Consider the following 24,112-nt stretch of genomic DNA (forward strand, 5'->3'; position numbering starts at 1 on the left):
GCAGCCACCGTCGCCGATGGCGCAGCGCCCGCGCGCCGGTGGTCCTGCCGGGGACTGAGCCGGGCAGTGCCCTGGCTGCACCCGGGACACACGGGCCGATGACGGGGTGCGCGCTAGCCGACCGAGGCCAACGGCTCGCGCAGCGCACGCGCCAGTTGACGCCGGGACGTCACCCCGAGCTTCGTGAAGACCTTCCGAAGATGCCACTCCACGGTCCGGGGGCTGAGGAACAGCTGCGCGCCGATCTCGGGGTTCGTGTTGCCGCCGGCCGCCAGCCGCGCGATCTGCCGTTCCTGCGCGGTGAGCTCGTCGACCGGGCCGTCGACGCCGCGGTGCACGACCTCCCCGGTCGCCCCCAGTTCACGGGCCGCGCGGTCGGCGAACGCGTGCGCGCCCATCCGTGTGAAGAGCTCGTGCGCCCGCCGCAGCGCCTCCCGGGCTTCGACACGCCGGTTCTGCCGACGCAGCCACTCGCCGTAGAGCAGGTGGGCCCGCGCGGTCGCGGTCGTGATCCGGGTGCGGCCGAGCTCGGCGATCGCCGCGAGGTACAACGCCTCCGCGTCGCGGTCATCGGCCACGAGCGCGGCCGAACGGGAGGCGAGGCCACGCGCCCAGTCGGTGCCCGTGGCCTCGGCGATCTCGTGCAGTCGCGCGAGGGAGCGGCGGGCCTCGTCGGGCTCGCCGGCGCGGACGGCCGCCTCGACATGCTCGGGGAGGACCCACGCCGCCAGGCCGATGTCGAAGGGATGACCGTCGGCTGCGGACGTCGCCGCCAGTGCCTCGGCATAGCGCCCGGTCGCGTTGTGCAGGATTCCCTCCTGCAGCGCGTTGGAGAGGAGCCACTGCCCCTCGCCCTCTGCGCCTCGCGCCTGCACCAGCGCCCGCGACTGTCCCATCGCGACGGCATCCCCGCGATAGGCCGCGAACCATCCCTCGCGGTCGGGGAGTTCAGGGAAGTCGCGTGCGGTGATGACGTCGCGGACGGCGGCATACTGCTCCTCGGCGTGGGCGATGTGCCCGCTCATGAGCTGGAGCGGGTACCACTCGGCCATGGCCATCAGCAGCGACGACAGCGCGCCTTCGCGGCGGCACGCGCCGACGAACTCGTCGGCGAGCTCCGAGTACGCGTCGTCGTCGAGCAGCACCCGCGAGACCAGGCATGCCAGCGGCAGCCAGCGCAGCGCGCCGATCTCATCGCCGATGTCGCCGCCCAGCCCCCGCCGTGGGTCCCGGGCGGCCGGCGGTGCTGCGACCGGGCTCCGGTCCAACGCCCGCAGCGCGGCGAGGGCGTCGCGCAGGCGTGGGGCCGCCGCCGTGTAGCCCTCGATGGCGAGCACGGCCAGGCCCTCCAGCGCGGCGGCCGCGGCGCGCGCGCCATCATTGAGCGGCTCGACCGGACGCGCCGCGAGGATGCCCCGCGCGACGTCGACGAGGCCGACGCCCTGCGCGCGTGAGCCGACCAGCACCGCCGCGATGTAGGCGTTCGCATAGGTCGCCAGCGCCGCATCGCTGTCGTGCGGCTCCAGCCGGCGCGCCGCTTCGAGCAGAGCGCCGGCGGCGTTCCGGCCCGGGGCGACATAGAAGAGCACCTGACCGCGCACCAGATCGATGCGGGCGCGCTGGTGCTCGTCGAGCAGCTCGGGCTCGGCCCCGTCGAGCAGGCGCAGCGCCTGCTGCATGCCGCCCGCGCGGAAGGTGTCCTCGGCGGCCATCAGAGCTCGGCGCGAGCGCATCTGCGCATCCGGGGTCAGTGATGCGCCGCGTGCGTGGAACATCGCGGCGGCCACGAGCCCGCCCCGCAGTCGCGCGCGCACCGCGGACGCCACCAGCTCCGCGGCGACATCCTCGTCGAGCCCGATCGAACCCTCGGCGAGGTGCCAGGCGCGGCGATCGGGGTCGGTCTCGGCATCCGTCGCTCCCGCCAGCGCCACGTGAGCGGCACGCCGGTCGGCCGCGGGCTGGGCGGCGACGACCGCCGAGCGCACCAGGGGATGCCGGAACCGCACTTTCGCGCCGACCTCGACGAGATCGTCCTCGACGGCGGGCGTGAAGGCCGAGGCGTCCAGCCCGAGTCGTTCCGCGGCGCCGAGCACCAGGACGGGGTCGCCGACCGGCTCGAGGGCGGTGATCAGCAGGATGCGGCGCGTCTCGGCCGGCAGGAGCTCCACGCGGTGCCGGAACGATGCCTCGATCCGTCCGGCGACGCCGTTGCGGCCCACCGCGCTCGCGACCCCGCCGAAGTCCGGCGCGTCGGCGCCGCGGTGCAGCTCGACCAGCGCGAGCGGGTTGCCGTGCGCCTCCGCGATGATCCGGTCGCGGACAGCCGGGTCGACCGGACCGGGCATCACCATCGCCAGCAGCGCGCGGGCGTCGTCGTCGTCCAGCGGGCTCACCGTGAGGTCGTCGATCGCCGCGAACCGCTCGTCGACCGGCTCGCGCACGGCGAGCACGAGTCCGACCGACTCGGCCACGAGTCGTCGTGCGACGAACGCCAGCACCTGCGCCGACGCCTGATCGAGCCATTGCGCGTCGTCGACCACACACAGCAGCGGCTGGGTCTCGGCGGCGTGACTGAGCAGGCTGAGAGTGGCGAGGCCCACCAGGAAGCGATCGGGGGCGGGACCCGTCCGTCGGCCGAACGCCACCCCGAGCGCGACCGCCTGCGGTTCGGGCAGCGCGTCCAGGCCGTCGAGGATCGGAGCGCACAGCTGCTGCAGGCCCGACAGCGGGAGCTCCATCTCGGACTCGACGCCGACGGCGCGCAGAACCCGGCAACCCGTCGCCTGGTCGGCGAGGTAGTCGAGGAGCTCGGACTTGCCGAGGCCTGCCTCGGACCGGATCACGAGGGATCGGCTCTCGCCACCGCGAAGGCTGGAGACGAGCCGGTCCAGCCGCTCGCGTTCGCGGCGGCGACCGATCAGCGACGGTGGGGGTCCAGGGAGCGCCATGTTCGGTCAGCATACTGGCCTGAGAGCGCTCTCGCGCACGGCCGGTCACCGCTGTTCACGGGCGATCCTCGTGAACTCCGCCGATCGGATCCGCCACTGCCGGCCGTCGCGGCGGTACGCCACGCTCAGCCAGCCGAAGCCGTGGAGCACCCGCTCGCGGTCGCCGACGAACAGCAGGTCCTCGACGGAGCTGCGACCCTCGGCACGCGAGTCCGAGAGCACCTCGAACTCCTCTCCGAACGCCCGCACGATGAGCGTTCCCGGGCCCAGCGCCCGGTCGATGGCCTGGCCGATGCCGGGGCCGTCGGCGAAGCACGTGAGGGCACCGTCGGCGCCGAAGGCGCGGAACCGGCCGTCGGACAGGAACAGCTCCTCGACGGCCGGCCAGTCCCGCGCCGACGCGAGCCGGCACAGGCGCGCCTGCAGGTGCCGCAGCTGCTCGATCACGAGGAGCCGGTCAAGCGGCGAGGGCGCGATCACTCGGCAAGGTCCCGACCGGACGCGACGTCGACGGCGGAGCCTGTCACGGTCGCGACCGCGGTCGCCTCCTCGGTGCCTGGCCGCTGGATCTGGATGGTCATCGGGTGCTCCTCTGGTGTGTGCCGGTGTGCCGATGTGCAGGCCGCATGATGCCGCCGCTGCTCCGAGCCTCGTCGACGCCCGCTCCGTGCGCGCCGGTGGAACTCCCTGGCCGACCCCCGGGTGCCGTCGACCCGCGGGCGGACCCGGGACAACACCGGGCGCGACGATCGCATCCGTGCGACGAGCATCGACGACGGATGCGTCGGTCGACGGGACAGACGCCGGACGAAAGGAGCGGGCATGCCCGCGAACACGCAGCAGCAGCCGAGCAGGGTGTGGCTGGTCACCGGAAGCACGCGCGGCTTCGGCCGCGCCATCGTCGAGGCCGCCCTCGAGCGGGGCGACGCGGTCGTGGCGACGGCGCGATCGGCGGGGGCACTCGACGAGCTCGCCGGTCGGCACGGGCCGGACCGGATCCTCACCCGGACGCTGGACGTGACCGACGCCGGTGCCGCCACTGCGGCGGTCGCTGCGGCCGTCGAGCGGTTCGGCCGCATCGATGTCGTCGTCAACAACGCCGGCTACGCCGACAGTGCGCCCATCGAGGAGATGGCCGACGCAGACTTCCGTGCTCAGGTCGAGACCAACCTGTTCGGGGTGGTCAACGTGACGCGGGCAGCGCTGCCGGTCCTGCGCCGCCAGCGCTCCGGGCTCTTCCTGCAGTTCTCGTCCGTAGGTGGCCGGGTCGGCGGCACGCCGGGCATGGGCGCCTACCAGACGGCGAAGTTCGCGGTCGAGGGGTTCTCCGAAGGTCCTGGCCCGCGAGGTCGCACCGTTGGGCATCCGCGTGGTGATCGTCGAACCCGGCGCGTTTCGCACGGACTGGCAGGGCAGCTCGATGACGATGGCGGCCGTCGGGTTCGACTACGAGGCGACGGTGGGGGCCCTGCACGACTTCCGGCGTGCGAGCCAGGGCAGCCAGCCGGGCGATCCCGTCCGGGCGGCGCAGCTTCTCGTCGCGCTGCCGGATCGGGAACGGCTGCCGCTGCGGCTCCCGCTGGGGTCCGCGGCCGTCGACATGGTCATCGAGAACGACCGGGCACGCGCCGACGAGGCTGCCGCGTGGGCGGACGTCAGCCTCTCCGCCGACTTCCCGCTGCCGGCGGCATCCGGGGCGGAGCGATGATGCGATGAGGCCGCTGTTCCGGGCTGACGCTGCTGCGCCGGAACCGGCACCTCATGCCGGGGCCGCGGTGGCGACGCGTGACCGCGACCGCACGACGCTGTTCGAGATCTTCTTCGACCTGGTGTTCGTCTTCGCCCTGACCCGGGTGGTCGCGCTCGTGGAAGCGGACCCCGAGCCCGCGTCCCTGCTGCGGGCGACGATCCTGCTCGCCCTGCTGTGGTGGGCATGGTGCGCGTTCATCTGGCTCGGGAACCAGGTGAGGCTGGATCGCGGTTTCGTGCGCGTCGGGATGCTGGTGGCGATGGCGGGCCTGTTCGTGGTCGCCCTCGTCATCCCGGAGGCGTGGACGAGGCATCCCGGCGGCGCGAATCCTGCGCTCGTGCTGGCTGCCGCCTTCGCCGTCGTCCGCGGATGCTACGTCGTCCTGTTCGCGGTGACGGCCCGGGGTCGGCCACGCCTGCGACGCCAGCTCCTCCTCGACCTCGGCCCTCAGACGGTGTCGATCGGCCTGCTGGTCGCCGGGGCGCTTCTCGGCGACCGCTGGCAGGCGGGACTGTGGGCGGCGGCATTCGTCGTCGACTTCGCAGGCGGCCGCTCGGCGGCGCGCTACCGCGGGTGGCGTGTGGGCAGCCCGCGGCACTTCACGGAACGGCACGACCTCGTGCTGATCATCGCCCTCGGAGAGACCGTTCTGGCCTCCGGAGCACGCGTCGATCCGTGGTCGGCGAACCTGTCCGCGCTCGGGGTGGCGCTGCTGGGATTCCTGATCACGGCGAGTCTCTGGTGGGCCTTCTTCGGTCGGCTCTCGGCGGACGCCGCCCGGGCGCTCGAGCACGCGGATCGGTCGGCGCAGCCGTCGCTCGCGCGCGACGGCTACACCTTCGGGCACTTCCCGCTCGTCGCCGGCGTGGTGCTCGTCGCCATCGGCAGCACGCTCCTGCTGGACGACGTGGCCGCCGCGCCCGGCGAGCCCGCGAGCGCACTGGCCGTCGCAGCGCTCGGGGCGGGGATCGTGCTCTACCTCGTGGGGTTGGAGATCTTCCGGTGGATCCTGCTCCGCGACCGGTGCGGGGCGTCACTCGCGGGCGCGGGCCTGATCGTGGCCGTGATGGTGTCCTCCGCCTGGTACCCCGCCTGGATCGTCCCGATCGTGGTCGCGGCGATCACCGCGACCACGGCGACGGCCGTCGGGCGTCGCACCCCGGGTGCCGGGGAGCCTCTGGTGCAGCATCCCCCGGCGGCCGACCAGTAGGAGGCACGGGCGCGCTGCGCACCGTGATCGCGAGATCTTCGTGGTGTGGGCGCGACCGTCGCCCTCACCTCACCCGAAAGGACCCATCCCATGCCCGTCATCCGCTTCCACCTCCAGTCCACCCTCAGCGCCCCCGAGGTCATGGCGGTGCTGACCGATTTCAGCTCCTCACGCCCCGACCAGTGGCCCACGATCGACGCGGAGCACTTCGAGGTCGACGCGCTCGGCGACAACTGGGCCGTCGTGACCGAGGGCACGGCGGCCGCGTGGGAGCACGCCCGCTACGAATGGGATGCCGCCCGCGGCCGCGTCGACATCACCACGCTCGACTCCAAGGTGTTCGGGCCCGGCGGCGGGTGGGTCTTCCAGGTGACGCCGGAGGGGGCGGGCACGCGCGTCGACGTCGAGCTGACCCGCCGCCCTCGATCCGTCAAGGGCCGCCTGCTCGCGCTGCTGCTCCCCCTCGTCGCGCCGGGATCGCTGCGGAAGGCGTTCGCGGTCCCGCTGCATGCCGCGGTGTGACGGACCAGGCCTCGGCGACGTCTGCGGCGGTCAGCCCGAGACCGTGATCGCTGCGGCCACGAGCATCGCGAGAGCCCCGATGAGGACGATCGCTGTGACGATGAGGGCGTAGACGAACAGGCCGGTGCTCTTGGCCGCCTTTGCGAGGACGGCGCCCGCGGCGGCGATGGCGCTGAGGAGGAGCAGGGCGAAGCCGAAGATCCACATGAACACGACGTTGACGACGTTCGACCCTGTCGACCAATCCGGCCCCAGCGGCTGCGCCCGGACGAGGGCGACGATCGCGATCGGCGTGAACACGAGCCCGAACAGCAGCATCCCTGATGCGATCACCGCGGAGGCCACCTTCTTGCCGGTGTTCGGCGACCGCGGCGGGGCAGTGGGGAGCGGGTGCGGTCGGGGGTCTGTGGTCATCGGCCCAGGCTATCCACCCGCCGTCGACGGCGGCACAGCCGCCGGATCACCTCACCTACCCTGGTCCCATGCGCGAACTGCTGAGAGGGGCCGGGATGCTCGCCCGCGGCTTCGCGTACTGGCGCCGTCGCCCAGGGCTCATGCTGCTCGGCCTGGTGCCCGCGGTCATCGTCGGCCTGCTGCTGGTCGGCGGGCTGATCACCCTGGCCGCGTTCCTGCCGGGGCTGACCGAGGCCCTCACGCCGTTCGCCGACGGCTGGCCGACGCTGTGGGCGACCGTCATCCGGATCACGGTCGGTACTGCGGTGGTCGGCGCAGCGCTCGTGCTGGTCGCGATCTCGTTCACCGCTCTCACGCTGCTGATCGGCGAGCCGTTCTACGAGCGCATCTGGCGTGTGGTCGAGGCTGACCATTCGGGCAGTCGATTCGACGCCTCGTACGACTTCTGGCGATCGGTCGGCGACGCGCTCTCACTGGTCAGCCGGGGTCTGCTGATCGCCGTGCTCTCGTTGGCGCTGGGTTTCATCCCGATCGTGGGCGGCGTGCTGAGCACCGTCGTCGGCGTGACGCTTACGGGTTGGGTCGTCGCCGACGAGCTCTCGTCGCGAGCGCTCAGTGCTCGTGGGCTCGCCGCCTCCGAGCGCAGGGCCCTCCGCCACCGCCACCCCGCGCGCGTGCTCGGCTTCGGCGTCACCACGCAGCTGTGCTTCCTCATCCCTCTCGGCGCCATCGCGGTGATGCCCGCCGCCGTGGCCGGATCGACTCTCCTCGCGCACTCGCTCCTCGACCCCGAGCCGGTCGGCGCACAGAACACGTGAATCCAGGTGCCGCGGCATCCGGAATCACATCACGTTTCACAGCTCGGTGCCGCCGCGGCTGGCCGACGCCTCATGAGAACACCCCGTCGACATCGATGCGCTTTCGAGACCTGATCAGCCGAGTCCGCATGTGAGAATAGAACGCCAAACCCGAATGACATTTGGCTTTCATGAACGAAGGAGTTCCCATGCCTCGTCTTGCCCGTTGGCGGCGCACCGCTGTGACCGTCGCGATCGCCGCGGCCGCAGCATCCGTCGCCGTCGCGGCCCCGGCCGCCGCAGTCCCGGCCGCAGCCGGCTCACCGAATGTCGGAAGCTGCACGCCGACGCTCGCGCCGGGCACGTCGCAGCTGAACGTCGTCTCGCAGGGCGGCACCTACAGTGTGCGGGTGCACACGCCGCCGACCGCGCGAGGCACGAAGCTGCCGCTCGTGCTCGACCTGCACGGGTCGAACAACAACAGCACCATCCAGTCGATGGTCTCGGGGCTCGATGCGCTGGCCGACGAGAAGGGCTTCATCGTCGTCGAGCCGAACGGCGCGGTCGATTACGGGATCGTGCCGGGCATCGGCCAAGCGTACGCGTGGAACGTCCCCGGGGTTCCCACCACGGCAAACGCCTACCCCGCGCCCGGCACCCGTGACGACGTGCAGTTCCTCGTCGACGTCATCGCCCAGGTCGGCGCCGCCGGATGCGTGGACGCCAACCGCGTGTACGCGACCGGCAACTCGGGCGGCGCCCGCATGGCCTCTGCGCTGGCCTGCGCCGAACCGAAGCTGATCGCCGCGATCGCCCCCGTCAGCGGTCTGCGCGCCGGTCGTCCGGATCCCGCCGCCCCGTCGACGATCGACACTGCGACGTGCGACCCGCAGCACCCGGTGCCGGTCGTGACCTTCCACGGCACTGCCGACCCGATCAACCCCTACCAGGGCAATGCCCTCGACCCGCGCTGGGGCTACACCGTGCTCGACGCTGCCGAGCGCTGGGCCGACATCGACCACTGCACCGCGTCCGCCACCGCGACTCCGGTCAGCGCGCACGTCACGCGCACATCGTGGACGAGCTGCCGCGCCGGCGGCGCCGTCGAGGTCTACACCGTCGCAGGTGCGGGGCACACCTGGCCCGGCAGCCTGGTGCCGATGGGTGACTTCGGCATGGGATCGATGACGACCGAGATCAGCGCGAGCGCGATCATGTGGGACTTCTTCGCCGCACACCCGCGCCGCGGCTGATCCCGTGAGCCGAGGGCGCTGCAGTCGGTCATGCCGGCTGCAGCGCCCTCCTCGGATATCCCGCGCCTCACCCGCCGAGCAGGTGCCACCGCCCCTCCGACACCACGTTCACGACTCCGTCGACGACGGTGAGGGCGGTGTCGTCGTCGATCGCGTACGTCGGAACCGGGATGCCGGCGGCCCATGCCGTGATGTTCTCCAGCGTCGTGTCGGCCATGCCCGGGTCGTTGAGGTGCGGGTAGAGCGTCACATCGATCAGGCCCAGCCCGCGATCGGCGCCGGTCAGGTCGGCGCCGTCGACCGCGAACTGCCGGTCGAATTCCGCGTCGCAGTTGTACGGAGTGACCGCGATGCTGCCTGCGCTGACGCCGACGTACACCGTGTCGTCGAGCGTCGGGAGCAGATCGGCCAGCCCGGACTCCCGCATCCACTGGCACAGGTAGAGCACGTCGCCGCCCCAGACCAGCAGGGCGTCGGCGGCGCGCACCTGCGGCACCCAGTTCTCAGGGCGGATCGTCGGAAGCGCGGTGAGCTCGAGCACGCCCAGCGACGCCCATCCCAGTCCGGCGAGCGGACTGGAGGCTGTGCCCGTGATGGCGTCGAAGGCCCCGGCCGCGCCACTCGCGAACGGGTGGATGCCCGTCGGGACGATGAGCGCCGATGCCTCCGCGATCGGCTTGCCGAGCATCTCGACCAGCGCGGCACCGATGCTCGGGTTGCGGACTCCCCCGGAGGTGAGCAGGAACTTCACGGCGACCTCCGTCAGATGGGTCCACGGCAGGTGATGGCCGACGCGCGCGGCAGGTGCCGCAGTCGCATTCAGTTGCCGTGCCGGCGCCGATACTCCTCGACGGCGATCACGTTGTCAACGAGGTGGGCGGCTGCGGCATCCGCATCGTCCGGCAGAGAGCCGAGCATCGTGCCGAGCGAGACGGGGGCGATGAGCAGGCTCAGCATGTCCATGGGCGTGAGCTCGGTCGCGCCTCCGGCGTCGAGCATGCGCTGGAAGTGCTCCATGCGCGGCTCGACGAGACTCGGTAGCGCAGCCGCGCCGACCTCGGGAGTTCCGGCAGCAGCCGTGAGGGCATGCAAGAACGCGAGCCCTCCCGGACGCGCGGCGTCGCCGATGAGCTGCGTCGTATAGGCGGTGAGGTCAGCGCGCAGGTCGCCGGTCGCGGGGATCGGCGATCGCTCGTTGACGTCGGCGAGGGCCACGTCGATCACGAGCGCCTCCGGTGTGCGCCACCGGCGATAGATGGTAGCGGCGTGAACGCCGGACCGCTCCGCGACCGCCGGGATGCTGGGCACCGCCTCGCCGGTCTCGGCGATCAGTTCCCGCACTGCCGCAAGCACGGCCAGTCGGGTGCGGGCGGTTCGGCCGCCCGGTCGCGTGGTGCCGACCGCCTGCACCGGTGAGGCGTCGGTGGATGCCGCGGGATCGCGGTCTGCGCGTTCGACGTCGGTCATGACCAGAAGTCTAACGCGAAGACAGTTGCGTGAGAGTGACGAAGGTTCTATGTTCATAACGCGAATACGTTCGCGTGAGTGGGAATGAGGATGGACATGTCACGTGTGCTCATCGTGGGTGCGGGGATCGGCGGGGACGCGCTCGCCATCATGCTCGATCGGCACGGGTGGGAGGTCACGGTCGTTGAGATCGCTCCGGCGCTGCGGTCGGGCGGACAGACCGTCGATTTGCGGGGCGACAGCCGAGAAGTGCTGGCGGATCTCGGGGTGCTCGACGACTGCCTCACGCAACTCGTCGAGCAGCGGGGACTCGCGTGGATCGACGAGAGTGGACGACACGTCGTCGAGATGCCCGTCGAGGCGTTCGGTGGCGCCGGCTTCGTGTCGACCGAAGAGCTGCTCCGCACCGATCTGGCGCGCACGCTGCATGCCGCGTGCGGATCGCGCACCGTGCATCGATTCGGTGACACCGTCACCGGCCTGCACCCCCACGACGGCGGCGTGACTGTCGACTTCCGGCACCACTTCCCAGAGGAGTACGACCTCGTCGTCGGTGCGGATGGCGCGCACTCACGGGTGCGATCGATCGCCTTCGGGCCCGAGGACCGGTTCCGCCGTCCGCTCGGCCTCGCGCACGCGTGGTTCACCCTGCGTGAGGAGCCGACGACACCCGTGCTGGACGGTTGGTTCCTCATGCACAACGCGGTCGGCGCGCGGGTGGTCGAGGCGCGGCCGGGGCACGCGGGCGAGCAGGAGGTGGGGTTCACGTTCGCGGCGGATACGCTGCCGCCGCGTGGTGATCCAGAGGCCCGGTTCGCGCTGCTCGAGGAGGTGTTCCGTGACACTGGCTGGCGTACCCGTGAACTGCTCGCCGCAGCTCGTACGGCACACGACTTCGCCCTCGACACCTACGACCAGATCGTCATGCCGATCTGGCACGACGATCGTGTCGTCCTGCTCGGCGACAGCGCCTGGTGCGCCAGCCCGCTCAGCGGTCTCGGAACGGCACTGGCACTGCAGGGCGCCGCCGCGCTTGCCCGGGCGCTGGGGGACCGAGTCCCGGAAGATCTGGATGCCGCACTCACTGCTTATGAGGCATCCATGCGTCCGCGGGTCGAGGCAGCACAGCGGATGTATCCGGGACGCGTGCGGTCGTTCGCCCCACGCACCCGGCGAGGCATCCGCACGATGCTGTTCATCATGCGGACGCTGCAGCGGCGGCCCATCGCCGGCCTGATCGGGCGGGCGGTCGCCGGATATGGCCGGACGGATGCGGATGCGCCCGTCGCTGCAGGCTGACGCCCCGGCAGCACCGTGGTGTCGGAGCGGCCCTCGGACACCGGCGGGAGCACACGTCCCGACCCTGCCGCTGTCACCATCGCTAGCCGTAGACGAGATACGTGCCCGGCTTGTCGGGCTCGCGCAGCTCGAAGCGCAGTGCGAGGTCGGTGGCGCCCAGCAGCGCCACCTGCTGGTCGAACCGCTCGCTGGTCGCGAAGACCGTCCGCGCGAAGCCCCACTCGCCGGCGAACCATGCCCGTAGCGCGGCCAGCAGGCGTTCGTCCAATCGGTCCTCGATCCTCGAGCGCCGGACCCAGAAGTACACGACCGCATCCACGTCCTTCCAGGCGTCGTCGGCGACGGGCGTGACGGCCGACCTCGCGAGGAACGTCGCCGCCGTCGGAAACACGTAGACGCAGCCGAGGCTCTCGGCGCCGGCGGGATCGACCACGGTGTACGTGAACGCGCGGTGTGCGTCGTGGCGGGACTGCAGGTCGACGAGGTCCGAACGGTTGTCGTCGACCGTGAAGTCGTCGGCCGGCCAGTCGGACTGCTCCCACAGGCGCAGCTCGGCGCGCGATTCCATCACGGCGGCGTAGTCGCGCTCGGCGTCGTCGGGCGTGATCGGTCGCACCGCGAACTCCGCGGCACGCAGCTCGGTGGGCACCGGTTCGGTCGGGTCGGTGAATGACATGTGGATGCCTCCCCCTCAGGATCCTCCTCTCCCGCCGGTTCGGCGACTACGGCGCCATGACGACGGAACTCCACCGGCCGGCGGCATCCACTCGTATTCTTTGGTCATGGCTCTCGCGCACTCGCCGATCCTGACCGTGACGCCCAATCCCGCGCTGGACGTGTCGACGTCGACACCCCGTGTGATGCGTGAGAGCAAGATGCGCTGCGGACCGACGCGGCTCGATCCCGGCGGGGGCGGCGTGAACGTCTCGCGGGTCGTTCGCAACCTCGGCGGGCGCTCGCTCGCCGTCTACACCGCGGGCGGCCCGACCGGGCAGGCGTATCGACAGCTGCTGGACCGCGAGGGGATCGCCAGTCGCATGGTGGGGATCGCGGATGCCACCCGCGAAGGCTTCACGGTCGACGAGACGCTGACGGGCGAGCAGTTCCGCTTCGTGCTGCAGGGTCCCGACCTGTCGGAGCCGGAGTGGCGTGCGCTGCTGTCGGCGGTCGCGGACGACTTCCCGGTCGGCGGGTACGTGGTGAACAGCGGCAGTCTGCCGCAGGGCGTGCCGGCCGACCTGTACGCGCAGATCGCCCGCATCGCCCGTGAGCACGACACCCGGTGCGTCGTCGACACCTCGGGCGAGGCGCTGCAGGCCGCGCTCGACGAGGGCGTGTACCTCATCAAGCCCAGCAAGCGTGAGCTGCGCGAGCTGGTGGGGGCGCCTGATTCCGACGAGATCGGGCTGATCGAGGCCGCCCGCGAACTTGTCGGGCGAGGCTCGTGCGAGGTCGTCGCGCTCACGCTCGGCGGCGCCGGGGCGGTGCTCGTCACGGCCGAGGGCGCGCTGCGCCTGGCCACTCCGCAGGTGGACGTGCAGAGCACCGTCGGCGCGGGCGACAGCTTTCTCGGCGCGCTCGTGCTGCGCCTGGCACAGGGCCGTTCGCTGGTCGATGCGTTCCGATCCGGCGTCGCAGCCGGCTCTGCCACGTCTTCGCTGCCGGCGACCGACCTGTGCCGCGCCGAGGACGTCGAGCGACTGGAACAGGGGCTCACACCCACCCCGGTGTGACGGAGCGGCTCACGCCGGGTCGCGGGCCATCCACGCGTCCCGCGCGCCCTGGCGAGCGTCGGCGGGCGTGCGGGCATCGGCCACGCACAGCACGAGGGCCGCGGCACCGTAGCCGCGCCCCTGGAACGAGGAGTGCACCGACCACCCGGCTTCGAAGATCGGCGTCTCGCCGTGCACGCTCGGCCAGTACCCGACCGAGCCGACCGGATCGCCGTCCGCGAGGATCGCGAAGAACCACGTGTCGTCGTTCGCCCAGCCGTCGAGGATCACCTGGTGGCGTCGCGCCACCTTCTCGGGGGTCTCGGGGCCGCCGAGATACACCGTCATCTCGGGGGCGTTGTTGGCCTCGAGGATGCCGAGGTCTGCAGCCGTCCACGGGCGGATCGTGATGGTCGAGGCCATACGGAGACGGTAAGCCGGGGCGCCGACATCGAGAAGGTGACCCGGTGGCGGGCCTGCCAGACTGTGCCCATGGCCGATGCTGTGCGATTCCTCGCTCTGGTGTTCCCGAACGTCACTCAGCTCGATGTGACCGGCCCCGCGCAGTTCTTCTCCGCACCCGCCGGCGTGACCGTCGACCTGGCGTGGAAGACGCGCGAGCCGGTCGTGACCGATGTCGGCTTCGCGATCGTCCCGACGACGGACTTCGCCTCGGCCCCGCAGGCGGACGTGCTGATGATTCCGGGTGGGCAGGGCGTCTTCGATCTGCTGGAGGACGCCGAGACGCTCGCGTTCGTCCGGCAGCAGGCCGCCGGCGCCCGGTACGTCACCAGCGTGTGCACGGGCGCGTTCCTGCTGGGCGCCGCGGGTCTGCTGGTCGGCAAGCGAGCGACCACGCACTGGAACTCCCACGCGCTCCTCGCGTTGCTCGGCGCAACCCCTGACAGCGCGCGAGTCGTCCGTGACGGCAATGTCATCACCGGCGGCGGCGTGACCGCCGGGCTCGACTTCGCATTGACGGTGCTCGCCGAGGTCTTCGACGAGAAGACGGCCCGGGCCGTGCAGCTCGGCTACGAGTACGACCCCGCGCCGCGGTTCGATGCGGGACACCCCTCCCGCCCCGAGGCGGATCAGGGCCAGGTGGAGCACACGCTCGCCATCCGCGGTGCGCTGCGCGAGCCCGTCGTGCGCCGCGCCGCGGCCGCCCTCGCCGGGCTCGATGCGTCCACCGCGAGCTGATCCCGTCCTTGCCCGGCGGAGGGCTCGGCTCCCGTCCTCGCCCGGTGGAGGGCTCGCCTCTCGTGCCGCCGGGGTTACGCGACGCCGGACGCCCGCCTAGGCTCGAGGACGAGGCATCCGCTCGATCAGTGTTCCTGCGCGAGGCGTGGGAAGGCGCACGCGAAGGAGGCTCGGATGCAGGCATTGACGATCGACTTCATCATGTCGCTCGACGGTTATGGCGCCGCGGAGGGCTGGCCGGGGTGGTGGGGGCTCGAGGGTCCCGAATACCTGGCCTGGCTGGAGCAGCTGCCCGAGCAGGATCATCCGATCCTCATGGGGGCGAACACGTACCGCGTGATGTCGGAGCTCACGGCCGCTGGTGAGGAGGGCACCGATGTGCTCGACGACGTGCCGAAATACGTGTTCTCGTCATCGTTGGAGGAGCCGCTCACGTGGCAGAACTCGACTCTCGTTCGTGACGACGCGGTCGAGTTCGTTCGGCGGCTGAAGACGGAGTCCGACCGGCCGCTGCGCACGCTCGGCAGCATGTCGCTGTGCCGGTCGCTGCTGACGGCCGGGCTCGTCGACCGCTACCGCGTCGTCGTGTTCCCGGTCATCACCGGCGCGACCGGGCAGGAGCGCATCTTCGACGGCTACCCCGATGTGCGACTCGATCTGGTCGAGGCGCGGACGTTCGACCAGCGCAGCCAGCTGCTCGAATACGTGCCGACGGTGCTCGAGGGGCCGCCACTCGGCTGACGCGCCTGGTCATACCGCCGCTCGGCTCAGCCCCAGGAAGAAGGCGCGCACGTCTGCCGCGAGCAGGTCCGGGACCTCCATGGCGGCGAAATGGCCGCCGCGTTCGAACTCCGACCAGTGTGTGATGTCGTAGAGGCGCTCCGCGAGCGGGCGCACCGACTGCGTGATGTCGTACGGGAGCACGGCGACGCCGACGGGAACCGGGCAGGGGTGGGCTCCGCGCGGCGTGTCGTGGTGCAGCCGTCCGGACGAGGCCGCAGTCGCGGTCAGCCAGTACAGCATGATGTCGGTCAGCATCCTGTCGTCGGTGAGTGGTGTGCGCGGATCGGTCCACTGTGCGAACCGCTCGGCGATCCACGCCAGTTGTCCGACCGGGGAGTCGGTCAACGCGTAGCCGATGGTCTGCGGGGTGAGGGCGGTGAGGGCCTGATAGGGCGGGCGATCGGCCATGAGCGCACGGATCTTGTCGATCCGCACCCCGTCGGCTTCCGACAGCTCGACGCCCGCGACGGGCGGCGTGGGCAGGTAGTTGAGGTGCACTCCGACCACTCGGTCGGGGGCGATGCCGCCGAGCGCTGCCGAGATCCCCGCCCCGAAGTCACCGCCCTGCGCCCCGTAGCGCTCGTAGCCCAGGCGGCTCATGAGCTCGGCCCAGGCGCGAGCGATGTGGACGACGTCCCAACCCCGCTCGTGGGTGGGACCTGAGAAGCCGAAGCCGGGGATGGAGGGGATCACGAGATGGAAGTCGCGCGACAACGGCTCGATCACATCGAGGAACTCGAGGAACGAGCCCGGCCAGCCGTGCGTCAGGACCAGCGCAAGGGCGTCGGGCTTCGACGACCGCACGTGGACGAAATGGATGTTCTGACCGTCGATCTCGGTCGTGAAGTGATCGAGATCGTTCAGCTGCTCCTCGTGCGCGCGCCAGTCGTATTCGGTGCGCCAGTACTCCGCCAGCTGCTGAAGTCGCTGCAACGGGAAGCCGTAGTCCGACCCTGCGTCGGCGACCTCGTTGGGCCAGCGGGTGCGGGCGAGCCTGTCATGGAGGTCGTCGAGGTCGGCCTGCGGGACGGCGATGCGGAACGGTGAGATCATCTTGGACTCCCAGAAGATTAGTGCGACAAACGTTAGGAGCACTAACGATAGCATAAAACGTTTGTCACACTAACGATTGAGTACACTGGGCGGATGACGGATCCGATCGACCAGCACCTGGCGGGATGGCGACGCATGCCGAGCTGGCTGCTGAGTCAGACCGCGGCCCACGGCAGCCGTCTCGTGGCGGAGGGATTCGCCGCCGCCGGCGCACGCGGCTACCACTACCGCCTGCTGTCGACGCTGGCCGATCACGGATCGGCCAGTCAGGCGCAGCTCGGCCGTCGCAGCGGAATCCACCTCAGCGACATGGTCGCCGCCATCAACGAGCTCTCGGATCGCGGCCTGGTGCAGCGCACACCCGACCCGACCGACCGGCGACGAAACGTCATCTCGCTCACTGCCGCCGGTCGGGAGCACCTCGGTCAGCTGCAGGCGCATCTCGCCCGGACACAGTCCGCATTGCTGGCGCCGCTGTCACCCGCCGAGCAGGACCAGCTCACCGGACTGCTCGCCAAGCTGCTGGACTATCACGACCGACGGTCCGGCGCGCAAGACGGCGCGGAACGCGCGGAGGCCGACTGAACGCACGTCGGCGCTGCTGCTTGATGCGGAGCGTAGGCTCGCTGCGTGCGTGCGATCGTCCATCACGAGTTCGGCGACCCGGCCCAGGTGCTCGGCGTCGAAGACCTGCCCCTTCCTGAGCCCGGATCCCGCGAGGTGCGCCTGCACATCCTCCTGGCGCCCATCCACAACCACGACCTGTGGACCGTCCGCGGCACCTACGGGTTCAAGCCCGACCTGCCCGCCCGCGCCGGAACCGAGGCGGTCGGCATCGTCGACGCCCTCGGCGACGAGGTCGAGGGCATTGCGGTCGGCCAGCGTGTCGCCTCGGGTGGCACCTTCGGCGTCTGGTCGGAGTTCGCGCTCGCCAAGGCCGGCGCCGTCGTGCCGGTGCCCGACGCCATCCCCGACGAGGTCGCCGCGCAGCTCATCTCGATGCCGTTCAGCGCGATCTCGCTCGTCGACTTCCTCGAGGTGACCGAGGGCGACGTGATCGTGCAGAACACCGCCAACGGCACTGTCGGCCGGCTGGTGGCGCAGATCGGCGCGAGTCGCGGCATCCACGTCATCGGCGTCGTGAGGCGAGAAGCGGATGCCGCAGAGCTGGCGTCCGCCGGGATCCCCGATGTCGTCGCAACCGAGGACCCCGCATGGCGGGACCGGGTGCGCGAGCTCGCCGGGGATCGACCGATCCGTGCGGCCGTGGACTCGGTGGGTGGTCCGGCCGCGGGCGACCTGCTGCACCTGCTGGGCGAGGGCGGCACGCTCGTCTCGTTCGGCGCGATGGCGGCCGACCGCCTGGAGCTGTCGTCGGGCGACCTCATCTTCAAGCAGGCGGTCGTCAAGGGTTTCTGGGGCAGCAAGGTCTCGGCGACGATGTCGTCCGAGACGCGCCGTGCGCTGTTCGGCGAGCTGTTCCAGCTGGTCGGCAGCGGCCGGCTGTCGCTTCCGGTCGACAGCATCCATTCGTTCGACGACGTTCGCGCCGCCGTGGAGGCGAACTCGCGTCCCGGCCGTGTGGGCAAGGTTCTGCTCCGGCCCTGACCGGTCTCACCCGCGTGCGGCATCCCGGACCGGCGGATCTGGGCGCCGAAACCGAGGAATCGTCGCGAGACCGGGGGCGTCGCCCTGGGTATCGACGCGAATCCCCTGCTTCGACGAGACAGGGGAATCGTCGTGGCCTCTGACGCGGATCAGTCGGACTGGACGCCGCTGACCGCCGCCGCATCGGCGACCAGGTAGGTTCCCGCGCCGCTCACGACGAGGCCGTCGGCGCCGAGACGGAGCACCTCGTTGACCAGCCCGCCGGTGTGGTTGCGGTAGTTGATCACGATGATGTCGAGGCCGGTGTACACATCGACCACCTCGAACCGCAGGTCGGGGATGCGCTCGATGCCGACCGCCCAGTAGGAGCGGATCGCCGGCTTGCCACGCAGCACCCCGCCTGTTTCGGGGAGCAGCTGGGCGGCGACGGGCGATGAGAACTCCGCATCGTCGGCGAAGTGCGCCAGCACCCCGTCGATGTCGTGCGCGTTCCACGCCGCGACCCACTCGTGTGCGAACCGGCGTGCTTCGGCGATCTCCATGCGCTCACGCTAGCCGGGCCGGCGGTGGGCGGCGCGCGTGTGACGGCTCAGCCGTTGCCGCGGCCGCCGCCTCCTCCACCGCGGCCGCCGCCGTTGTCGTCCCCACCACCGCCGCCGCCACCTCCACCGCCGCCGGGGTCGGGCGTGGTCGGCGGCGCAGGCGCCGGTGTGCTGGGCTGCGGAGGCGCGGCGCGGCGCACGAACTCCGCGGGTGGCTCGGCGAAGGCCCCGCCGGGATAGAGCTGGTCGGCGACGAGCTGGATGTCGCGCACCAGCGGGAGGCGGATCGCCGAGAGCAGGCGGCCGTTGTACGAGGTGTGGAACAGGTCGCCGTACCCGTAGGTGTTGCCCACCCATGCCGTCGTGGTCACGCGCGTGCTCGATTGGACGAACCAGGTCTGGTACTGCTCGTGCGTGCCGGTCTTGCCGATCGTGGGGGTGCCGTCGTTCGGGTTGCCGGCGGCGCCGGTGCCGCCCGAACGCGTGACGCCCTGCAGCGCGAAATCGGCGGCGGCCGCCACCCCGGGACTGACGACCTGGCTGCAGCGGTCGCCGGGCACCGAGAGCTCGGTGCCGTCGGCATCCACCACCCGCTCGATCACGCGCGGTATGCAGTAGACGCCGTTGTTCGCGATGGCGGCATAAGCGGCGGCCAGCGCGACGGGGGCGATGTTGTTCGTGCCGATGATGGCCGCCGCGCCGTCGATGTCGACCGGCTTGCCGTCGCCGCGCGTCACGCCCAGCCGCGCGGTGACCTCCTCGATGTCGCAGAGGTCCAGCTGCTCGGCCATGCCGAGATACCCACTGTTCAGCGACTGCGCCGTGAACTGCATCGGGGTGCCCGTGTAGCCGCGCACGCCGCCGAAATTGCGGACGATGTGCTTCTCCTCGTTGATCCAGGCGCCTTCGCAGCGGTTGGCCAGCCGCGGGATCAGCCTGAGGTTGCCGTTGACGCTCTGGTAGAGCGAATGGCCCTTCTCGAGCCAGTCCACCAGGGTGAACAGCTTGAAGGTCGAGCCGGTCGGGAAGCCCGTCGAGACGCCGTGGACCATGTCGCCCGCGTAGATGAGCGACGTGTAGGCGGGATCCGCGGCGGAGAGGTCGCGGTCCTCGGTGAACAGGTTGTTCTGGCTGATGGCCAGGATCCGTCCCGTCGTGGACTCGATGCTGACCGTCCCCGCGCCGAAGTCCATGCCCGCCACCGTCTGCGGGGCGTACTGCTGCATCGCACCCTGCGACGCGTTCTGCAGCCCCCAGTCCAGGGTCGTGTAGATGTTCAGGCCGTCGCGGGTGAGCGAGCGCTGGCGGTCCTGCGGCGTCTCGCCGAAGGCGGCGGCGTAGTCGGGGTCGTTGCGCACCGTGTTCACCACGTACTGGCAGAAGAACGGCGCCGGACTCGCCACGCATCCGACGTGCGCGGGCTGGAGCACCGGCGCGATGGGCTCGATCGCCGCGGCGACGTACTGCTTCTCGGTGATGCGTCCGTCCTCCCTCATCCGGTCGAGCACGTAGAGCTGCCGCCCCTTGGTCGCGCTGTACGCGTCGCCGGCCGCGAGGTACTGCTCCTGCGTGATCGTCCCCTTGCGAAGGAGGGTGTCGAGTCCTGCCAGCGTTCCTGGATTGACGTCATCGACCGAGTTGTCGGCGGCCTTGTTGAACATCGAGCCGTCGGTGCCCGTGATCGACCCGCCCGGGCGGTCGATGCGGAACGTGTTGGGGTTCTGCACGATCCCCGCCAAGGTCGCCGCCTGCCCGAGGGTGAGGTTCGCGGCCGTCGTGCTGAAGTAGTAGCGCGCTGCCGCCTCGATGCCGTACGTCGTGCCACCGAAATTGGCGATGTTCAGGTAGCCGAGCAGGATGTCGTTCTTCGAGTACTCCTGCTCGACCGCCACCGCGTAGCGGATCTCTTGCAGCTTGCGCTCATAGCCGTCCGGGCCGCTCGCATCGGTCGCGTCGAGCCAGCAGTCCAGGAGCGCCTTCTCACGGCTCACCTTGACGACGGGGTTCTTGTTCTCGTCGAGGATCGTCTTGCCGTCCTTGTCGACTTCGTACTCGGTCTTCGCGCCCTGCTCGCACTTCTGCACCAGCACGTTCTTGACGTACTGCTGGCTGATCGACGAGCCGCCCTGCGTGACGCCGCCTTGGACGTTGCTGATGAGGGCTCTCGTCGTGCCGAGCAGGTCGACGCCGCCGTGCTCGTAGAAGCGCGGGTCCTCCGAGGCGAGTATCGCGTCGTACATGACGAGGGACACCTCGTCGAACGTGACCGGCACCCGGTTCTGGTCGTAGAAGGAGGTGAGCTCCACGTCCTGCCCGCTGGCGGGATCGCGCGCGTAGATCGTCGTGGGCAGCATCAGCCTGTCGATCTCGAGGTAGCTCGGCATGCTGTCGAACAGCGAGACGGCGGTGCTGGCCGCATTGCCCGAGATCGCGATGGCCGGGGCGAGCGGTGCGACGATCAGCACCCCGGCTGTCGCGCTGAGAGCCAGCACTCCGATGATGCCGCCGAGCACCCCGGCGGCCGTGCGCCTGGTTCGCGGTATTGGCGCGAACGGCGAAGATACCTCTGATGGCGGCTTCACGGCGACTACCTACCTGCTGAGCCAAGGATGACAGACGCCGTGGCCAACCGCGAGGGTGGATTTCGAAGGTCGTGGGGCGCCGCCGGGATGAATCAGGACAGCCGATGACCGGGATGCTTCGTACCGTCGTGTCACCGACGAGAGGAGCCGCCATGGCCACGACCGATTCCGCAACTCCCGAGGGCTACAGCACTGTCGCGCCGTGGGTCGTCACCGACGACACCGGTGCGCTGCTCGACTTCGTCTCGGCCGCCTTCGACGGAGAGGAGCTGGCGCGCGTGCAGACCGAGGACGGGTCGATCGGGCACGGCGAGATCCGGGTGGGCGACACCGTCGTGCTGGCCTTCGATCGCCGTCCGGAGTGGCCGGTGATGCCGAGCCTGCTGCGCGTGTGGGTGCCCGACGCGGACTCGGCGTTCAGACGTGCCCTCGAGCACGGGGCGAGCGTCGTGACCGGCCTCGGCGACAACGCCTTCGGCCAGCGCGGCGGCCGGCTCAAGGACCCGTTCGGCAACATCTGGTGGGTCACGCAACAGGTCGAATCGGTGCCCGAGGACGTCATGTGGCAGCGCCTGCAGCAGCCGGAGTACGCCGAGAACATGAGGTACGCGCAGGAGTCGCTCGACGCCGAGCTGAGCGGGTCGGCCGTCGGGCGCAGCAGCGCGCCGCGGCAGGGCTCGGCGGGCTGATCGCGTCGGTCAGGCGAGCGTCGCGCGCAGCCACCCGAGGATCGCGCCCATCGCCTCGGGGTCCAGGCGGGTGCCGTCCGCGTTGTACGACGAGACACCGCTCGCCAGCACCTCCTCGCGCGAGCGCGGCTCCTCCTTCAGCACGTGGTTCGCGTCGGCGGGGAACACGAAGCTCACGCCGGCGGTGCCCCGCGCGGCGGCCTGCAGCGGATCGCCGTCGGCGTGCACGTCGATCTGCACGTCCTTGCCACCGATGAGCACGAGGGTCGGGACCGTGACGAGGGCGAGCGCGTCGGCGGCATCCTCGTTCCACAGCTCTCGTGCGAACGGCAGGTTCATGGGCGTCTCGAAGCTCTGGAACGCCAGCCGAACCGGCTCGGGCAGACGCTCGTCGGGGTCGGCGGGCGCGCCCGCCGAGTAGCGTGCCGCAGCCTCGAGCACGAGCGGGAGCAGGTCGGGGGCCGCGGCCAGCTGCTGCGTCAGCTGGGTGACGAACACCTCGCCGACCGAGCGGCCGGGTGCTCCGGTGAGGACGAGTGCCGAGAGAGGATGCTGCCGGTCCCCCGTCGCGTAGTGCAGGAGGTGCAGGCATCCCTCGCTGTTGCCGAAGCCGACCAGCCTCCACGCGTCGACGGACGGGTCCGCCGCGAACTGCTCGACGGCCGCGACCAGTTCGTCGAGGTGCGCCTGCATGCTGATGCGACCGGCCAGCGCCGGCAGGTTCTGCATGACGTGCGGGCCCGACGCCCGCTTGTCGTAGCGCATCGACGCGTACCCGGCCTCGGCCAGCGCCTCGGCGACGAGTCGGCCGCTGCCGTTCGTCCCGGGCATCAGCGGGGAGTTCCAGTCACGGTCGGTGGGGCCGCTTCCTGCGACCAGCACGACCCCCGGGAACGGTCCCTCTCCGTCGGGGCGGGTCACGGTGCCGTACATCGTGATTCCGTCGAGCTGCCACGAGACCTCGGTCGAGAACGTCATGTCCGCATTCTCGCAGGGCGGCATGAGCCGGCGGCGTCGCGTGAGGGCGGGCGTAGGTTGGAGGCATGGCTCGCATCCTCGCCGTCACCGGCGGCTACGTCGTCCCTGTCAGCTCCGACCCCATCGAGAACGGCACAGTGATCGTCACCGATGGCAGGATCACCGCCGTCGGCGGATCCGACACCCCGGTGCCGGACGGCGCCGAGGTGGTCGACGCCGCCGGCAGCTGGGTGGTCCCCGGCTTCGTCGAGTCGCACGGCCACATCGGCGTGCACGAAGAGGGCGAGGGCTGGTCGGGCAACGACACCAACGAGATGACCGACCCGAACGGCTCACGGTTCCGGGCGCTCGACGGCATCGACATCGAGGAGGAGGGCTTCCGCGACGCCCTGCGCGGCGGGGTTACCACGGCCGTCATCAAGCCCGGCTCGGGCAACCCGATCGGAGGCCGCACGGTCGCCATCAAGACATGGGGCGGCCGGACGGTCGACGAGCAGATCCTCGCCGCCGACGTCTCGGTCAAGTCTGCGCTCGGCGAGAACCCCAAGCGCGTGTGGGGCGACAAGGGCAAGACGCCGCAGACCCGCCTGGGTGTGGCATCCGTCCTCCGCGACGCGTTCGCGGCCGCCCAGGCATACGCCGAGAAGCGCGACGCGGCGGCCGAGAAGGGCGAGCCGTTCGAGCGGGACCTCGGCAAGGAGACGCTGGCCGCGGTGCTCGCGGGCGACCTGCTGTGGGACCAGCACTGCCACCGTCACGACGACATCGCCACGGCGATCCGCATCGCCGACGAGTTCAGGTACACGCTCGTCGTCAACCACGGCACCGAGGCGCACAAGATCGCCGACGTGCTCGCCGAGAAGAAGATCCCGGTGATCTTCGGACCGCTGCTGACCTCGCGATCCAAGGTCGAGCTGCGCGACCGCGCCATCGGCAACCTGGCGCTCATCGCCGAGGCCGGCGTCAAGGTCGCGATCACGACGGACCACCCCGTGGTGCCGATCGACCAGATCCGCCTGCAGGCGATCCTGGCTGTGCGGGACGGACTCCCCGCGACGACCGCGCTCGAGGCGCTCACCGCGAACCCCGCCGACATCCTGCGCCTGAACGAGCGCGTCGGCGCCCTCGAGGTCGGCCGTGACGGCGACGTCGTGGTGTGGTCGGGCGACCCGCTCGCCGTCGACTCGCGCGTGCAGCGCGTGTTCATCGAGGGCCGCCCGGTCTACGAGCCCGCCGAGGGCGGCTCGCGCGTCGTCGAACGCTGGGAGCGCTTCGGTCGCACCGCCTGGAACTGAACGTCCGCGT

Annotated in this window: 24 protein-coding genes and 1 pseudogene; 14 read left to right on the plus strand and 11 right to left on the minus strand. The window is 71.0% G+C overall.

Features of this window, described 5'->3' with window-relative positions:
* Window positions 1-113: 113 nt before the first annotated feature.
* Together ABEA46_RS00355 and ABEA46_RS00360 are read right to left on the minus strand one after the other, a co-directional pair.
* Entirely contained in the window at window positions 114-2,948 is a 2,835-nt protein-coding gene (locus tag ABEA46_RS00355; protein ID WP_345542327.1) for a helix-turn-helix transcriptional regulator, read from the minus strand.
* A gap of 45 nt (window positions 2,949-2,993) precedes the next feature.
* Window positions 2,994-3,428, minus strand: a complete 435-nt coding sequence (locus ABEA46_RS00360) for a nuclear transport factor 2 family protein (RefSeq protein ID WP_345542328.1) — start codon at window positions 3,426-3,428, stop codon at window positions 2,994-2,996.
* Between the two features lie 342 nt (window positions 3,429-3,770).
* Here ABEA46_RS00360 and ABEA46_RS00365 point away from each other — a divergent pair.
* The 4 genes and pseudogenes from ABEA46_RS00365 to ABEA46_RS00380 all read left to right on the plus strand — a co-directional run.
* A pseudogene (locus tag ABEA46_RS00365) lies at window positions 3,771-4,220 on the plus strand (SDR family NAD(P)-dependent oxidoreductase); the annotation flags it as partial.
* A 97-nt stretch (window positions 4,221-4,317) separates the two neighbouring features.
* Window positions 4,318-4,656, plus strand: coding sequence for a Rossmann-fold NAD(P)-binding domain-containing protein (locus tag ABEA46_RS00370; RefSeq protein ID WP_345542749.1), 339 nt, complete (start codon window positions 4,318-4,320; stop codon window positions 4,654-4,656).
* 67 nt (window positions 4,657-4,723) lie between these two features.
* Window positions 4,724-5,908, plus strand: a complete 1,185-nt coding sequence (locus tag ABEA46_RS00375) for a low temperature requirement protein A (protein WP_345542329.1) — start codon at window positions 4,724-4,726, stop codon at window positions 5,906-5,908.
* A 90-nt stretch (window positions 5,909-5,998) separates the two neighbouring features.
* Window positions 5,999-6,430 carry an SRPBCC family protein gene (locus ABEA46_RS00380; protein ID WP_345542330.1) on the plus strand — a complete coding sequence of 144 codons (432 nt, stop codon included), beginning with the start codon at window positions 5,999-6,001 and terminating at the stop codon, window positions 6,428-6,430.
* Window positions 6,431-6,460: 30 nt separating this feature from the next.
* On the opposite strand, the gene ABEA46_RS00385 is transcribed toward ABEA46_RS00380, so the two are convergent.
* The gene (locus ABEA46_RS00385; RefSeq protein ID WP_345542331.1) at window positions 6,461-6,844 is read right to left on the minus strand and encodes a hypothetical protein; all 384 of its coding nucleotides are present in this window, start codon (window positions 6,842-6,844) and stop codon (window positions 6,461-6,463) included.
* Between the two features lie 68 nt (window positions 6,845-6,912).
* Between ABEA46_RS00385 and ABEA46_RS00390 the strand changes: the two genes are divergently transcribed.
* Both ABEA46_RS00390 and ABEA46_RS00395 read left to right on the plus strand, forming a co-directional pair.
* Window positions 6,913-7,662, plus strand: coding sequence for an EI24 domain-containing protein (locus tag ABEA46_RS00390; protein ID WP_345542332.1), 750 nt, complete (start codon window positions 6,913-6,915; stop codon window positions 7,660-7,662).
* A 188-nt stretch (window positions 7,663-7,850) separates the two neighbouring features.
* Entirely contained in the window at window positions 7,851-8,894 is a 1,044-nt protein-coding gene (locus tag ABEA46_RS00395; RefSeq protein WP_345542333.1) for an extracellular catalytic domain type 1 short-chain-length polyhydroxyalkanoate depolymerase, read from the plus strand.
* Window positions 8,895-8,961: 67 nt separating this feature from the next.
* On the opposite strand, the gene ABEA46_RS00400 is transcribed toward ABEA46_RS00395, so the two are convergent.
* Together ABEA46_RS00400 and ABEA46_RS00405 are read right to left on the minus strand one after the other, a co-directional pair.
* Window positions 8,962-9,645 (minus strand): Type 1 glutamine amidotransferase-like domain-containing protein, encoded by a 684-nt coding sequence (locus ABEA46_RS00400; protein ID WP_345542334.1) that lies wholly within the window; start codon window positions 9,643-9,645, stop codon window positions 8,962-8,964.
* A 68-nt stretch (window positions 9,646-9,713) separates the two neighbouring features.
* A complete protein-coding gene (locus tag ABEA46_RS00405) occupies window positions 9,714-10,361 on the minus strand; it encodes a TetR/AcrR family transcriptional regulator (RefSeq protein WP_345542335.1) in 648 nt (215 codons plus the stop codon).
* A 96-nt stretch (window positions 10,362-10,457) separates the two neighbouring features.
* On the opposite strand from ABEA46_RS00405, the gene ABEA46_RS00410 reads away from it, so the two are divergent.
* A complete protein-coding gene (locus ABEA46_RS00410) occupies window positions 10,458-11,660 on the plus strand; it encodes an FAD-dependent monooxygenase (RefSeq protein WP_345542336.1) in 1,203 nt (400 codons plus the stop codon).
* Window positions 11,661-11,742: 82 nt separating this feature from the next.
* Here the strand turns inward: ABEA46_RS00410 and ABEA46_RS00415 are convergent, their stop codons facing one another.
* Window positions 11,743-12,336, minus strand: a complete 594-nt coding sequence (locus ABEA46_RS00415) for an N-acetyltransferase (protein ID WP_345542337.1) — start codon at window positions 12,334-12,336, stop codon at window positions 11,743-11,745.
* A gap of 106 nt (window positions 12,337-12,442) precedes the next feature.
* On the opposite strand from ABEA46_RS00415, the gene ABEA46_RS00420 reads away from it, so the two are divergent.
* Complete coding sequence (locus ABEA46_RS00420; RefSeq protein ID WP_345542338.1) at window positions 12,443-13,393, plus strand: 1-phosphofructokinase family hexose kinase; 951 nt, start codon at window positions 12,443-12,445, stop codon at window positions 13,391-13,393.
* 9 nt (window positions 13,394-13,402) lie between these two features.
* Here the strand turns inward: ABEA46_RS00420 and ABEA46_RS00425 are convergent, their stop codons facing one another.
* The gene (locus tag ABEA46_RS00425; RefSeq protein ID WP_345542339.1) at window positions 13,403-13,795 is read right to left on the minus strand and encodes a GNAT family N-acetyltransferase; all 393 of its coding nucleotides are present in this window, start codon (window positions 13,793-13,795) and stop codon (window positions 13,403-13,405) included.
* A gap of 69 nt (window positions 13,796-13,864) precedes the next feature.
* Between ABEA46_RS00425 and ABEA46_RS00430 the strand changes: the two genes are divergently transcribed.
* The gene (locus ABEA46_RS00430) at window positions 13,865-14,572 is read left to right on the plus strand and encodes a DJ-1/PfpI family protein (RefSeq protein WP_345542340.1); all 708 of its coding nucleotides are present in this window, start codon (window positions 13,865-13,867) and stop codon (window positions 14,570-14,572) included.
* A gap of 174 nt (window positions 14,573-14,746) precedes the next feature.
* Window positions 14,747-15,313: a dihydrofolate reductase family protein gene (locus ABEA46_RS00435; protein ID WP_345542341.1), complete on the plus strand. Its 567-nt coding sequence runs from the start codon at window positions 14,747-14,749 to the stop codon at window positions 15,311-15,313.
* Between the two features lie 9 nt (window positions 15,314-15,322).
* On the opposite strand, the gene ABEA46_RS00440 is transcribed toward ABEA46_RS00435, so the two are convergent.
* Entirely contained in the window at window positions 15,323-16,408 is a 1,086-nt protein-coding gene (locus tag ABEA46_RS00440; RefSeq protein ID WP_345542342.1) for an epoxide hydrolase family protein, read from the minus strand.
* Between the two features lie 93 nt (window positions 16,409-16,501).
* On the opposite strand from ABEA46_RS00440, the gene ABEA46_RS00445 reads away from it, so the two are divergent.
* Together ABEA46_RS00445 and ABEA46_RS00450 are read left to right on the plus strand one after the other, a co-directional pair.
* Complete coding sequence (locus tag ABEA46_RS00445) at window positions 16,502-16,993, plus strand: MarR family winged helix-turn-helix transcriptional regulator (protein WP_345542343.1); 492 nt, start codon at window positions 16,502-16,504, stop codon at window positions 16,991-16,993.
* Window positions 16,994-17,038: 45 nt separating this feature from the next.
* Window positions 17,039-18,016, plus strand: coding sequence for a zinc-binding dehydrogenase (locus ABEA46_RS00450; protein ID WP_345542344.1), 978 nt, complete (start codon window positions 17,039-17,041; stop codon window positions 18,014-18,016).
* Between the two features lie 149 nt (window positions 18,017-18,165).
* Here ABEA46_RS00450 and ABEA46_RS00455 read toward each other — a convergent pair whose 3' ends face one another.
* Together ABEA46_RS00455 and ABEA46_RS00460 are read right to left on the minus strand one after the other, a co-directional pair.
* Window positions 18,166-18,558 (minus strand): nuclear transport factor 2 family protein, encoded by a 393-nt coding sequence (locus tag ABEA46_RS00455; protein WP_345542345.1) that lies wholly within the window; start codon window positions 18,556-18,558, stop codon window positions 18,166-18,168.
* Window positions 18,559-18,605: 47 nt separating this feature from the next.
* Window positions 18,606-21,071, minus strand: coding sequence for a transglycosylase domain-containing protein (locus ABEA46_RS00460; protein ID WP_345542346.1), 2,466 nt, complete (start codon window positions 21,069-21,071; stop codon window positions 18,606-18,608).
* 221 nt (window positions 21,072-21,292) lie between these two features.
* Between ABEA46_RS00460 and ABEA46_RS00465 the strand changes: the two genes are divergently transcribed.
* Window positions 21,293-21,829, plus strand: a complete 537-nt coding sequence (locus tag ABEA46_RS00465) for a VOC family protein (RefSeq protein ID WP_345542347.1) — start codon at window positions 21,293-21,295, stop codon at window positions 21,827-21,829.
* Window positions 21,830-21,838: 9 nt separating this feature from the next.
* On the opposite strand, the gene ABEA46_RS00470 is transcribed toward ABEA46_RS00465, so the two are convergent.
* Complete coding sequence (locus ABEA46_RS00470) at window positions 21,839-22,807, minus strand: alpha/beta hydrolase (RefSeq protein WP_345542348.1); 969 nt, start codon at window positions 22,805-22,807, stop codon at window positions 21,839-21,841.
* Between the two features lie 65 nt (window positions 22,808-22,872).
* Here ABEA46_RS00470 and ABEA46_RS00475 point away from each other — a divergent pair, with 65 nt between their 5' ends.
* Window positions 22,873-24,102 carry an amidohydrolase gene (locus ABEA46_RS00475; protein WP_345542349.1) on the plus strand — a complete coding sequence of 410 codons (1,230 nt, stop codon included), beginning with the start codon at window positions 22,873-22,875 and terminating at the stop codon, window positions 24,100-24,102.
* Window positions 24,103-24,112 lie beyond the last annotated feature (10 nt).

Source organism: Microbacterium jejuense, assembly GCF_039544225.1.
Lineage (GTDB): Bacteria > Actinomycetota > Actinomycetes > Actinomycetales > Microbacteriaceae > Microbacterium > Microbacterium jejuense.

What these genes read in the sequence shown, in the direction of transcription:
- ABEA46_RS00440 (WP_345542342.1), bottom strand. Translation starts at nt 16,408, where the DNA reads ATGATCTCACCGTTCCGCATCGCCGTCCCGCAGGCCGACCTCGACGAC.
- ABEA46_RS00355 (WP_345542327.1), bottom strand. Translation starts at nt 2,948, where the DNA reads ATGGCGCTCCCTGGACCCCCACCGTCGCTGATCGGTCGCCGCCGCGAA.
- ABEA46_RS00390 (WP_345542332.1), top strand. Translation starts at nt 6,913, where the DNA reads ATGCGCGAACTGCTGAGAGGGGCCGGGATGCTCGCCCGCGGCTTCGCG.
- ABEA46_RS00410 (WP_345542336.1), top strand. Translation starts at nt 10,458, where the DNA reads ATGTCACGTGTGCTCATCGTGGGTGCGGGGATCGGCGGGGACGCGCTC.
- ABEA46_RS00465 (WP_345542347.1), top strand. Translation starts at nt 21,293, where the DNA reads ATGGCCACGACCGATTCCGCAACTCCCGAGGGCTACAGCACTGTCGCG.
- ABEA46_RS00420 (WP_345542338.1), top strand. Translation starts at nt 12,443, where the DNA reads ATGGCTCTCGCGCACTCGCCGATCCTGACCGTGACGCCCAATCCCGCG.
- ABEA46_RS00475 (WP_345542349.1), top strand. Translation starts at nt 22,873, where the DNA reads ATGGCTCGCATCCTCGCCGTCACCGGCGGCTACGTCGTCCCTGTCAGC.
- ABEA46_RS00405 (WP_345542335.1), bottom strand. Translation starts at nt 10,361, where the DNA reads ATGACCGACGTCGAACGCGCAGACCGCGATCCCGCGGCATCCACCGAC.
- ABEA46_RS00470 (WP_345542348.1), bottom strand. Translation starts at nt 22,807, where the DNA reads ATGACGTTCTCGACCGAGGTCTCGTGGCAGCTCGACGGAATCACGATG.
- ABEA46_RS00435 (WP_345542341.1), top strand. Translation starts at nt 14,747, where the DNA reads ATGCAGGCATTGACGATCGACTTCATCATGTCGCTCGACGGTTATGGC.
- ABEA46_RS00445 (WP_345542343.1), top strand. Translation starts at nt 16,502, where the DNA reads ATGACGGATCCGATCGACCAGCACCTGGCGGGATGGCGACGCATGCCG.
- ABEA46_RS00380 (WP_345542330.1), top strand. Translation starts at nt 5,999, where the DNA reads ATGCCCGTCATCCGCTTCCACCTCCAGTCCACCCTCAGCGCCCCCGAG.
- ABEA46_RS00425 (WP_345542339.1), bottom strand. Translation starts at nt 13,795, where the DNA reads ATGGCCTCGACCATCACGATCCGCCCGTGGACGGCTGCAGACCTCGGC.
- ABEA46_RS00415 (WP_345542337.1), bottom strand. Translation starts at nt 12,336, where the DNA reads ATGTCATTCACCGACCCGACCGAACCGGTGCCCACCGAGCTGCGTGCC.
- ABEA46_RS00430 (WP_345542340.1), top strand. Translation starts at nt 13,865, where the DNA reads ATGGCCGATGCTGTGCGATTCCTCGCTCTGGTGTTCCCGAACGTCACT.
- ABEA46_RS00385 (WP_345542331.1), bottom strand. Translation starts at nt 6,844, where the DNA reads ATGACCACAGACCCCCGACCGCACCCGCTCCCCACTGCCCCGCCGCGG.
- ABEA46_RS00455 (WP_345542345.1), bottom strand. Translation starts at nt 18,558, where the DNA reads ATGGAGATCGCCGAAGCACGCCGGTTCGCACACGAGTGGGTCGCGGCG.
- ABEA46_RS00395 (WP_345542333.1), top strand. Translation starts at nt 7,851, where the DNA reads ATGCCTCGTCTTGCCCGTTGGCGGCGCACCGCTGTGACCGTCGCGATC.